This window comes from Bacteroides nordii (assembly GCF_019930665.1).
In the GTDB taxonomy this organism is placed as follows: domain Bacteria; phylum Bacteroidota; class Bacteroidia; order Bacteroidales; family Bacteroidaceae; genus Bacteroides; species Bacteroides nordii.
The window spans coordinates 2434797-2446989 of sequence record NZ_CP082886.1 but is presented as its reverse complement, the minus strand read 5'-3'; the positions used below and the strand labels follow the sequence as shown (position 1 = coordinate 2446989).

Genomic DNA, 12193 nt, shown 5'->3' with positions numbered 1-12193 from the left:
CGTAGGGAATAAATCGTAAATATCATGACTGCCCAAAGTAATATAACCCCTGAAAGTATTGTGAGCGACCTGCGTTATTTGCAGTTATTGTCACGTAGTTTTCCCACTATTGCCGATGCCAGTACGGAGATAATTAATCTCGAAGCCATTCTGAATCTACCCAAAGGTACAGAACACTTCCTGACAGATATTCATGGTGAATATGAGGCTTTTCAACATGTATTGAAAAATGCATCGGGTGCAGTGAAGCGAAAAGTAAATGAGATTTTTGGTAATACCCTGCGTGAATCAGAAAAGAAAGAGATCAGTACACTGATTTATTATCCTGAAGAGAAATTGCAATTGGTCAAGGCTCGTGAGAAGGACCTTGACGACTGGTATTTGATTACTCTTAACCAATTGGTAAAGGTATGTCAGAATGTATCTTCCAAGTATACCCGTTCTAAAGTGCGTAAGTCTTTACCTAAAGAATTTTCTTATATCATTCAGGAGTTATTGCACGAATCGAGCATTGAACCCAATAAACATGCTTATATCAATGTCATTATCAGTACTATTATATCTACCAAACGTGCCGATGATTTTATTATAGCTATGTGCAATCTGATTCAGCGTTTGACCATCGATTCATTGCATATTGTCGGTGATATTTACGATCGTGGCCCCGGCGCACATATCATTATGGATACGTTATGTAATTATCATAATTTTGATATCCAGTGGGGCAACCATGATATTCTCTGGATAGGAGCTGCATCTGGTAATACGAGCTGTATGGCAAATGTGATTCGTATGTCCATGCGTTATGGTAATCTGGGTACACTTGAAGATGGATATGGCATTAATCTTTTGCCACTGGCAACTTTTGCTATGGATACTTATGCCGATGACCCCTGTACTATTTTTGCACCGAAAATGAATTTTGCTGATTCGGCATACAATGAGAAGACATTGCGTCTTATCACGCAGATGCATAAGGCCATTACAATTATACAGTTTAAGCTGGAAGCGGATATTATTAATCGTCGTCCGGAGTTTGGTATGGAGAACCGGAAGCTGCTGGAGAAGATTGATTTCGAGCGAGGCGTATTTGTCTATGAAGGTGTGGAATATGAAATGCGTGATACTAATTTCCCAACCATAGACCCCAAAGATCCATATCGCCTGACCGATGAAGAAAGAGAACTGGTAGATAAGTTGCATTATTCGTTTATGAATAGTGAGAAGTTGAAGAAACATATGCGTTGCCTGTTTACGTATGGGGGAATGTATCTGGTTTGTAATTCCAATCTTTTGTATCATGCTTCTGTTCCTCTTAATGAAGATGGCAGCTTCAAGCACGTAACCATTCATGGGAAAGAATACTGGGGTAAGAATTTGATGGATAAGATTGATCAGTTGATCCGTACGGCCTATTTTGATGAAGATGAGGATGGTGATAAGCTCTTTGCAATGGATTACATCTGGTATATGTGGTGTGGCCCTGATGCTCCTTCGTTCGATAAAGATAAGATGGCTACTTTTGAACGTTATTTTATAGCTGACAAAAAGCTGCATAAGGAAAAGAAAGGGTATTACTATACTTTGCGTGATAATGAGAAGATATGTAACCAGATACTTGAAGAATTTGGTGTGACAGGCGTGCATACACATATCATTAACGGACACGTGCCGGTGAAAACCATTAAAGGTGAACAACCAATGAAAGCCGGAGGAAAGTTACTTGTGATTGATGGAGGCTTTTCAAAAGCCTATCAGCCGGAGACCGGTATTGCCGGATATACATTGGTATATCACTCTCATGGTTTACAGCTGGTGCAGCACGAACCTTTTCAGTCTACGCAAAAAGCCATAGAAGAAGGGCAGGATATCAAATCGACCACTTTTGTCATTGAATTCAATTCTCAGCGTATGATGGTAAAAGATACGGATAAAGGGAAAGAATTGGTTACACAGATTCAGGATCTGAAAAAACTACTGGTGGCGTATAGGACGGGGTTGATTAAGGAAAAGCAATAATAGAAGGGAGAAGGGAGAATGGAGAGGGGAGAAGTAGGCTGCGCTATCACGCTGCATAGTACTTCTCCCCTCTCCATTCTCCCTTAAAACAATACGATTCCTGCTTCTGCAATCACCCCTTTGTCATATGTGATGTCTTTATTGTAGTAGCGGCTACCACCATAACCACCGGAGGCAAATATGCCGAACTTCTTTGTGATCTGATATTCTAAATTTAAACGGGCCTGTAGTCCGTAGAGGCGTGCCGGAATACCGTAATCTTTGTTTTTGAATGTCTCAATGTGTTGATATCCCAAGTCACCACTAATTGTCAGGTCTTTGCAGAGAGGTAGCCAAATACCACCCCGATAGAATAATGTTGCAGAGAATTTATCACTGAAATCTAAATAATGCGTACCGGCACCTATAATGGTATAAAAAAGTTTATTTTTGAATCGGGCACCTATGTTGATTTTCGTTGCGTTACCTCCAAAGATCATCATTTGTACTTTTGTGTCCGGATTGGCATTGACAAGCCCCAATTGGAACCCTTTCATCTCGTTTTTATAGTAATTCACTAATCCAATCTGTACCCCTTTGGCTTTTGTTGCATAATTGCCCAGTCCAATCTGTGCCCCATTCATTCGCGATGCCACTATGTTGGCAAACCCGGATATTTGTACACCATTCAGATGTTCACCTATCACATTCAGTAAACCTCCTGCTGTTACTCCGTTGAAAGTAGCGCCTGTGATATTGGCAAGTCCTGCCAGGTGTACGCCACTTGCTCCGTCTCCCGATATATTCATAATACCGCTTGCCATCACACCGGATGTATTGTCTCCACTGATACTCGTCATTCCGGATAGTAAGACGCCTTTCGATTGATTGCCTGCAATGTTGACAAGTCCAGTGGCAGATAATCCCACCATATTGTTTCCGTTGATGTTACTAATACCCGATAATTGTACGCCGCGCATACTTCCACCTACCATATTGGCAAGTCCGGAGAATTGTATGCCATTCATATTACCGCCAATGACGCTGCCAAATGCATTGAATCCTACTCCATTCAACCGGTTCATGGTAGAAAGGATCCCTAAATTAAAATAGGTGGTCTGTGCACTGTCAGCTGGTTGAGTGCTGATTCCTTTCCACACAGACAAATTAATGCCTGCACTTTTGTTTTGAGCGGAGACTATGCCCGTGACTATAAAAAGTAGTGAAAGAGGTAGACAAAATATTCTTTTATTCATCTGTTTATCTACTAATTTTAAGGGTGAATACATCTTATTTTACTTCATCCGGCCAAGGTGCCAATTGTTGAGTTTTACGTAAAATGGGGCGTTGTGCATCAACTGAACGGAGGTAGTTACTTAATTTTCCTGCCAACTGTTTCGTGATGCGTGGCTCTTTTCCTGCCAGATCCTGTTTTTCACTAATGTCATTGGCTATATTGAATAACTCCCGCTTACCAGAGTCAAAATAGTAGACCAGCTTCCAGTCTCCCGAACGAATGGCACACGTTGCCCCGATTCCTGGTCCCGAAGGTCCCCAACTGTGTGGATAATGCCAATAGATATCCCTATCCTGCACTTTGCCTTTTTCAGTAAGAAGAGGTACAAAACTGATGCCATCCCGTTGCTGTATCGTCTTATAGTCCGATATACCAGCTATTTCCAATATGGATGGAAAGAAGTCTTCGATCATCAGGTAGTGATTACATTTACTTCCGGGTTTAATTTTACCAGGCCAGCTGACAATCATCGGTTCACGAACCCCTCCTTCATAAGCAGAGCCTTTACCACTGTTAAGTGGATAGTTCTGCACATGGAGTTGCCCTGCGCGTGTATGCGCAGCCAGTCCGCCATTGTCTGACATGAAGAGAATAACAGTATTGTCTTCCAGATTGTTTTCTTTCAGATAGTCCATCAGGTCACCGAGGCTTTTATCCATCCCTTCTATAAGAGTAGCATAGGCAGCTTCTACCGGGGGCAATCCCTTATCGATATACTTCTGATAGAAACGCAGATCAGGTTGTATAGGCGTGTGTACTGCATAATGAGCCATATACAGGAAGAAGGGCTTATCACTCTTCTGTGCATTATTCAAGGCTTTTTCTGCTTCCAGTGTGAGTGCTTCGCTCAGAAATGTATCTGTACCGTGATATTTTTCCAGACCTGGTACGGCAGCCAACGGGCTTTTACCATCGGGTTTGTTTCCAAAGTTCTCTTTACCGTAATAACTTGCAGGGGAACCTGCAGCATGTCCGGCTATATTCACTTCAAATCCCATTTTCAGCGGATCTTCACCCGGAGTATTATTGGCTCCGAAATGAGCTTTCCCACAGTGTATAGTGTGATAACCGTTGTCTTTCAGAACTTGTGCCAGCGTGGTGACTTGAGTTGTTCTTTCTACTCCCGGTTCCTGGCAAATACCGTTTACATTCCATTCCGGATATATCATGACGGAGTCCGGTTGCTCGTGTGTTGTATTTTTGCGTAGTGTCCAACTGGTTACCCGGTGACGTGCTGCATTCATACCTGTAAACAAACTGACACGGCTTGGAGAGCTGATACTGCAAGCGTAGGCCTGCGTAAACATCATACCTTGTGTAGCTAAACGCTCCATATTGGGCGTTTCATAAATATTATTATAATGTGTACGCTGTGTCCAAAAGGGAAGAGAGGTATCCTGCCATCCCATGTCATCCACCAGAAACATAATAATATTAGGATGTTTCTGATCCTGTTCTGCATGAACATCGCTGCTAATGCTTAACGCCGGGAGTATGGTTGCCGATAGTAATAGTTTGTTTCTCATAATGCTGACAATCTTAAATTAAGGAACGATTAGGAGATTAGGGGATTTACTATTAGACGATTTACTATTTACGATTGAAGTTACACTATGCAAACTAATTTCAATCGTAAATAGTAAATCGTAAATAGTCAAATTGTAATTTTTTTTATCCTTTTGCTTCCTGATACAGGAATCTTTTGATTGATTTCTTGGGAGTTTTTTCGAACTCTTCCGGATATATTTTCATTTTTGAAATCTGGCTATATGCTGGTAACATGGCATTCAGTGCAACGCGGTTTTCTTCCATTACGCGTTCCATATCTTCATTTTTCAAGCCATGTGCAAAAGCTTCGTCGAAGTCGGGATATACCAGACCTACCAATTTCTCATTTTGCTGTACGATGATACTTTCCGATACGTAAGGCAGATTGTTCAACTTGTCTTCAATCTCCTCCGGATAGATATTTTGCCCGTTTGGACCTAATAGCATATTCTTACTGCGACCTTTGATCGTGATGTTTCCATCGGCATCTTCCAGAGCAAGATCACCGGTATGCAACCAGCCATCCTTATCAATTACTTGTTCGGTGGCTTCTTCATTTTTGTAATATCCCAGCATTACATTGGGACCTTTGCAAACAATTTCTCCCGGTATATTTTCAGGATCCGATGAAAGAATTCTTACATCCATACGGGGCGCAGCTTTTCCGCATGAACCCGGTTTGAAGTATTTCCAATCCTCATAACAGATAATAGGACCACATTCTGTCATTCCATATCCCACTGTGTAAGGGAACTCGATCATCTTGAGAAATTGCTCCACTTCCTGATTGAAAGCGGCACCACCCACAATCACAGCTTCAAAGTTGCCACCAAAGGCCTGTATCATTTGTTCGCGTACTGTTGCCTTAATCTTATCATTAATAACAGGTACTTTCAGTAATAGCTTCATGGTGGGAGTTTCCAGTTTAGGCAAGATATTTTTCTTTATAATCTTTTCGATGATAAGTGGTACAGCTACTACCAGGTTGGGTTTCACCTCTGCAAATGCCTGGAAGATAATTTTGGGACTTGGCATCCGGGTAAGGAAGTAGATTTGGCAACCTACGGAAAATTCATACAGAAATTCAAATGCCAGTCCGTACATATGCGCCATTGGCAGCATAGATACAATCTTGTCACCCGGCTTTAACGTTAGTACTTCAAAACCGAATTTGGTATTCGACCACAGACTACGGTAGGGGAGCATTACTCCCTTTGAATAGCTTGTTGTTCCGGATGTATAGTTGATAACCGCCAGTTCTTCGGGTTGGTCTTTGTGATATTCTACATGTTCTTTACGGAAGTTCTTCGGATATTTTTTGCCGAATAGTTCGTTCAGATGTTCACGAGCGTATGTCAGTTTTTCACTGCGTGTTACCAGCAGGGTGAAGTCTGTCATCATCAGGATACCTTCGAGTAGTGGCATTGCCGATTCGTTGAGGTTTTCCCATACCATATCGCCAACGAAAAGGAGTTTGGCTTCAGAGTGATTGACTATGTTGTGTACATTGTCTGCTTTGAATTCGTGTAGAATCGGGACGATTACTGCACCGTAGGTTAATGTAGCAAGAAAAGTGACTCCCCAGTGAGAGCTGTTTCGTCCGCAGACGGCTATCTTGTCTCCTTTTTGAATACCGCTTTCTTCAAAGATGATATGCAGCTTTTCAATCTTGCGGGCTACGTCTTTATACTGTAGGGTGGCTCCCTTATAATCTGTCAGGGCATCCAGGTCCCAATTGTTCTTGATACTATTTTCAATGTAAGCTATAAAACTTTGTTCCATTGTTTTTTGCACATTTGGTATTAAATTGTGCAAATATAACTATTATAATTGAAAGTTGAGAGCTTATAGAGTTGAAAATTGAAAGTTGAAAGTTGAAAGCTGCTATACAGCATGTTAGCGCAGCTAATTTTCAACTTTCAACTTTCAATTTTTAACTTTCAACTATTTAAGTACCAGTCGTACATTTTTTGTACCCCTTCCTCTATCTCGATTTTATGATGCCATCCTAATCCGTGTAGTTTGGAAGGATCTGTTAACTTGCGCATCGTACCGTCCGGCTTGGTACTGTCAAAAGTTAGTTTACCTTTATAACCAACTGTTTCTACAATCAGTTCGGCAAGCTGGCGGATAGATATTTCTTTGCCTGTGCCAATGTTGATGTGGCAATTACGAATATCTTTGCTACCTTCTTTATAGGTATCCTTGAAATCTACATGTTCCATCACGAATACGCTGGCATCGGCCATTTCTTCACTCCATAAGAATTCGCGTAACGGTGTTCCGGTGCCCCAAAGCAATACTTCCGTATCACTGATACCATATTTTTTAAGGATGTTCAGAATATCTTCTTTTGGGCTATTACCGTCGATTCCTTCTACCGGACGGGCATTCATATCTTTGCGTACTCCTTCCCAGTTTCCTTCTTTCAGGCAGTGTGCCAGATGTACTTTGCGTATCATGGCCGGTAATACATGACTACGTTCCAGATCGAAGTTATCATTCGGGCCATATAGATTGGTAGGCATTACAGCGATATAATTCGTTCCATATTGCAAATTGAAGCTTTCGCACATTTTCAATCCTGCAATTTTGGCGATGGCATAGGGCTCATTGGTATATTCCAACGGGGAAGTCAGCAACACCTCTTCTTTCATTGGTTGTTCAGCATCCCGCGGATAGATACAGGTACTACCTAAGAATAGTAGTTTCTTAACATGGTGACGAAAACTTTCGCCGATAACATTCTGCTGTATTTGTAGATTCTTGTAAATAAAGTCAGCGCGATAAATACTGTTGGCCATGATGCCACCCACGAATGCGGCAGCTAAAAATACATATTCCGGTTGTTCTTCATCAAAAAAGTTACGAACGGCAACACCATCCAGCAAATCGAGCTCTTTGTGTGTACGTCCTACAAGATTGGTATATCCTTTTTCTTGCAAGTTTTTCCAGATAGCAGAACCCACAAGTCCGTGGTGTCCTGCTACATATATCTTTGCATTTTTATCCATTGATCTTACTCCTGTTTGGTTGCAATCATCTTCTGTACTTTTCTCATATCATGGCGTACCATGATCTTTACTAATTCGGGGAATGGAGTGGCACACGGATTCCAGCCTAATACGGTTTTAGCTTTCGTAGGATTACCCAGTAGCTGTTCCACCTCAGCCGGACGGAAATATTTCGGATCAACTTCTACCAATACTTTTCCGGTAACGGTGTCGATGCCTTTTTCATCTATTCCTTCGCCTTCCCAACGCAGGTTGATTCCTGTTTCGGCAAAGGCAAGTGTACAGAACTCACGCACGGTGTGCATTTCTCCGGTAGCAATCACAAAGTCTTCCGGAACGTCATGTTGCAGGATAAGCCACATGCATTCTACATAATCTTTCGCATATCCCCAGTCACGGCGTGCATCCAGGTTTCCCAAGTACAATTTGTCTTGTTCACCTTGTACAATACGTGCTGCAGCCAGTGTTATTTTACGGGTTACGAATGTTTCTCCACGACGTTCACTCTCATGGTTAAAGAGGATGCCGTTTACGGCAAACATACCGTAACTTTCGCGGTAGTTCTTTGTAATCCAGAAGCCATATTGCTTGGCCACTGCATACGGGCTACGCGGATAGAACGGAGTTGTTTCACTCTGAGGTACTTCCTGTACCTTGCCATAAAGCTCTGAGGTAGAAGCCTGATAAATGCGTGTTTTCTTTTCCAGTCCTAAGATGCGTACTGCTTCGAGCATACGTAGTGTGCCGATAGCATCTGCTTCCGCAGTGTATTCGGGTACATCAAAAGATACCTTCACATGGCTTTGTGCAGCTAAGTTGTATATTTCGTCGGGTTGTACCATTTGGATGACACGTATCAATGAACTTGAATCAGTCATGTCGGCATAATGCAGGTTGATAGTACGTTTCTGTTTCATGTCGCGCACCCATTCGTCAAAATAAAGATGTTCGATGCGTCCGGTGTTGAAAGAAGAAGAACGACGGAGTATACCGTGTACTTCATAACCTTTTTGCAATAAAAATTCGGCAAGGAATGAACCGTCTTGCCCTGTGATCCCAGAAATAAGAGCTTTCTTCATATTATAAATAATTAATTTGGTAGTTGATAGCTAGTAGTTAGAATTTGGTAGTTAGTAGTTAGAATCCCTTCGGCATAAAAATAATCAAGTTGCATAGATTCTAACTACTGACTTCTAACTTTGGCTTCTAATATCGTTGCAATATTCGGTATTTTCTTTCGGATAAGAGCTATATATGAGGGTGGAATTTTTTAGTTTAAACAGAAAATATTTATATTTGCCGAATATTATTCAAGTATAAATGAAAATTATATTGTTTGATTTATAAATATCATTTTTAATTGAATTTTTTAATTGTGATATTAATATATTCGGATATGAATGATTATTTTAATGAATTAAGTCTCTCTAATTATTGGAATGGACGATTGCCGGAAGCCGGATTCATTCGTAAGAGTTATACCAATCGTATTTTTGGCTATATCGGTAATAAACTGATAAAGTTACTGATAGGCCAACGTGGGGCAGGGAAATCATATCTGCTCCGGCAGATTATGCTTCATTTACTTGATGAGGGAGTATCGGCACGGAATATATTGTATATAAATCGTTCATTCACCGATTCTGGTTTCATATCCGGACGTGAAGGACTTGAAGAACTTTTATCTACTTATCGGGAACGAATTCATCCGGTAGGAAAAATCTATCTATTTATTGAAGAGATACAGAACATCATAGGTTGGGAAGAGTTTGTATATTCTCATTCGCAGGATTATGTCAACAGTAGCGAGCTGTTTATCAGTGGGTCCGGCAGAGAGATACTTCCTTGCGATGCGGAAGGGATGCCGGACCGGCATTATGTGAGTTTTGAGGTCTTTCCTTTTAGTTATGCAGAGTATAGAGAACGTGTGCGGGAAGAAGCTTCCGGTAAGAGCTATGCTGCATATATGGAAGGGTGTTCCTTGCCCCGGCTTTCTACTTTATCAACGGAAGATGTAAAATGGAATTATGTCTCCTCTATTAAAGATACTGCACTGTTTCGTGATATTGTGCAACAGTATCGTGTGAAAGATCCCCGGCTTTTTGAAGATGTACTTATCTATTTAGCAGCACATCTGTCCGAGTTGGTATCTGTTACTAATCTGGTTGCTCATTTTAATTCGCAGCAGCGAAAGACGAGCTATGATACGATTGCCAATTATATCAGTTACCTCGAAAATACTTTCCTTATTCATCGTGTAGAGCGTTGTCAGGTTCGCAGTAAGGAAGTGGTGTTAGGTAGTTGTCGTTATTATATTAATGATTGGGCTTTCATGCGTTTTCTTTATCCGTTCTTTGTCCGCGAACAGGACACTAAGTTTAAAAATCATGTTTATCTTGAATTACGACGTGCCGGATATGCTGTTTATGTAGGTGTACATCGCAATAAAGTGATTGACTTTCTTGCACGGAAAGGAGACCGGATTATCTACATTCAGTGTGTGTGTGCTTTGGATAATGAGTTGACGATGCAGTCTTTGTATGCTTCGTTGGAGGCAATACAGGATAATTATGAAAAGTGGATAGTATCTCTTGATAATGTAGCATTGCCGTCCAAAGAAGGTATACGACATATACAGGTGTGGAAATTGGCAGAAATGTTGTAACATTTATTATTATCTGTCACAGCTCTTTAATCTCTTGTTTGCAAACTTAGTATTTTAACGGTGACTTAAAATGCATATTAACAGTGTCTTAAATACGTACTTTTGTACCCCAAAAGTACGTATTTTTTTATTGTTTGATTTCCAGGGTTTTATAGTCTGTTTCTACCATTGTTTCAAATAACTTCACTGTAAAGTGATAAACTCTTTAGATAAAACAATCTGTGTTTCTGTTCAATTTAAAACTGCTCCATGGCGGGTTTATGAGTTGGCACATGGTTCTAAGGCCCGTAGTAACAAAGAATTCTATTGTTCGCCTTTTTTAGTGTTTTGATATCATTGGTAAGGAGGGTTGTTTCTATACTTTTCATTTTAGGTATTGCTGGGCTCTCCTTGTTTGTTTAACTTGTTCACTGCTTGCTTTTTCCCATGATTTTGTCTATAATTAGTGCAATTGCTCCGTCACCCGTAACATTACATGCTGTGCCGAAACTGTCCATTGCAATGTACAACGCTATCATTAATGCTTGTGCTGATTCGTCAAAACCCAACATGGATTGTAAAATACCTAAAGATGCCATAATAGCTCCTCCGGGAACACCAGGTGCGGCTATCATGGTGATGCCTAACATAAAAATGAATCCTGCGAAAAGAGAGAAATCGAATGGCATACCTTGCATCATCATTAAAGCCAAAGCACAGGCTACAATCTTTAGTGTACTGCCCGAAAGATGGATCGTGGCGCAGAGTGGAACAACAAAACCGGCAATATCAGCTGATACTCCATTCTTTTTTGTCTGCTCCAAGGTGACAGGGATGGTAGCAGCAGATGATTGAGTTCCTAATGCGGTAAAGTAGGCTGGTAGCATCCGTCCTAATAATTTGAAAGGATTGCGTTGAACAAACAGTGCGGCAATAGAGTATTGAAAAATCAATAAGAAAATGTGCAAAGCGAAAATAACTCCAATGATTTTGATGAATACCATTAGGATGGAGAATACTTGTCCGGAGTGTGTCATGTTGAGAAATATACCAAAGATGTAGAGCGGTAGCAAAGGCAGAATGACAGCACTGATCATGCGAACAATAATCTCCTGGAAATCTCTTGCCACATTTTTTAAGGCATCACTGCGTAGTGCGGCCAATCCTAATCCTAATGTGAAAGCGAGAACCAAAGATGTCATTACATTCATTAGCGGTGGGATGGCAACGGAGAAGAAAGGAAGTATGCCTTGTGCTTCACTCACTTCTTCGAGTGGTCTTCCGGGCTCTATCAAGGATGGGAATAAAGTAGCACCGGTAAAGTAGGAGAGGAAACCCGAAAACAATGTCGCTCCGTAGGCTATCAGTGCAGTTACAATCAGCATTTTGCCGGCTCCTTTTCCGATATCGGCAATGGCAATTGTGACCAGTCCGAGAATGATGAGCGGAATAGAAAAATTTAGAAATTCACTAAAGATACCATTGAATGTTACAAATATGCGAACTAACGAGGCCGGAAAGAAGTGTCCAACTGCAATTCCTAACAAAATGGCAATAATAATGCGGGGTAACAGGCCGATATGGATTTTCTTCATGGTCGAAACTTTATTTAATTGCTACAAAAGTAGCATTTTTTTTTGTAAATAGCCGAACAAAATTTTATTGTATATGTTATAGTAAATAAGTAAATTA

Annotated in this window: 8 protein-coding genes; 2 read left to right on the top strand and 6 right to left on the bottom strand. The window is 40.9% G+C overall.

Annotation, left to right across the window (positions count from 1 at the left end):
* The first annotated feature begins 24 nt into the window (after positions 1–24).
* Positions 25–2019: a fructose-bisphosphatase class III gene (locus tag K8P02_RS09685; protein WP_002560716.1), complete on the top strand. Its 1995-nt coding sequence runs from the start codon at positions 25–27 to the stop codon at positions 2017–2019.
* 83 nt (positions 2020–2102) lie between these two features.
* On the opposite strand, the gene K8P02_RS09680 is transcribed toward K8P02_RS09685, so the two are convergent.
* From K8P02_RS09680 to gmd, 5 genes are all read right to left on the bottom strand, one after another.
* Positions 2103–3254 carry an LA_2272 family surface repeat-containing protein gene (locus tag K8P02_RS09680; protein ID WP_007485169.1) on the bottom strand — a complete coding sequence of 384 codons (1152 nt, stop codon included), beginning with the start codon at positions 3252–3254 and terminating at the stop codon, positions 2103–2105.
* A gap of 34 nt (positions 3255–3288) precedes the next feature.
* Entirely contained in the window at positions 3289–4821 is a 1533-nt protein-coding gene (locus K8P02_RS09675; protein WP_025867661.1) for a sulfatase, read from the bottom strand.
* A gap of 145 nt (positions 4822–4966) precedes the next feature.
* The gene (locus K8P02_RS09670) at positions 4967–6625 is read right to left on the bottom strand and encodes an AMP-binding protein (protein WP_002560713.1); all 1659 of its coding nucleotides are present in this window, start codon (positions 6623–6625) and stop codon (positions 4967–4969) included.
* Between the two features lie 158 nt (positions 6626–6783).
* The gene (locus tag K8P02_RS09665) at positions 6784–7857 is read right to left on the bottom strand and encodes a GDP-L-fucose synthase family protein (RefSeq protein ID WP_025867662.1); all 1074 of its coding nucleotides are present in this window, start codon (positions 7855–7857) and stop codon (positions 6784–6786) included.
* Positions 7858–7862: 5 nt separating this feature from the next.
* Entirely contained in the window at positions 7863–8936 is a 1074-nt protein-coding gene (gmd, locus tag K8P02_RS09660; RefSeq protein WP_007485172.1) for a GDP-mannose 4,6-dehydratase, read from the bottom strand.
* A gap of 317 nt (positions 8937–9253) precedes the next feature.
* Here gmd and K8P02_RS09655 point away from each other — a divergent pair, with 317 nt between their 5' ends.
* Positions 9254–10522 (top strand): ATP-binding protein, encoded by a 1269-nt coding sequence (locus tag K8P02_RS09655; protein ID WP_025867663.1) that lies wholly within the window; start codon positions 9254–9256, stop codon positions 10520–10522.
* Between the two features lie 407 nt (positions 10523–10929).
* Here K8P02_RS09655 and K8P02_RS09650 read toward each other — a convergent pair whose 3' ends face one another.
* The gene (locus tag K8P02_RS09650; protein ID WP_002560709.1) at positions 10930–12096 is read right to left on the bottom strand and encodes a dicarboxylate/amino acid:cation symporter; all 1167 of its coding nucleotides are present in this window, start codon (positions 12094–12096) and stop codon (positions 10930–10932) included.
* Positions 12097–12193: the final 97 nt, after the last annotated feature.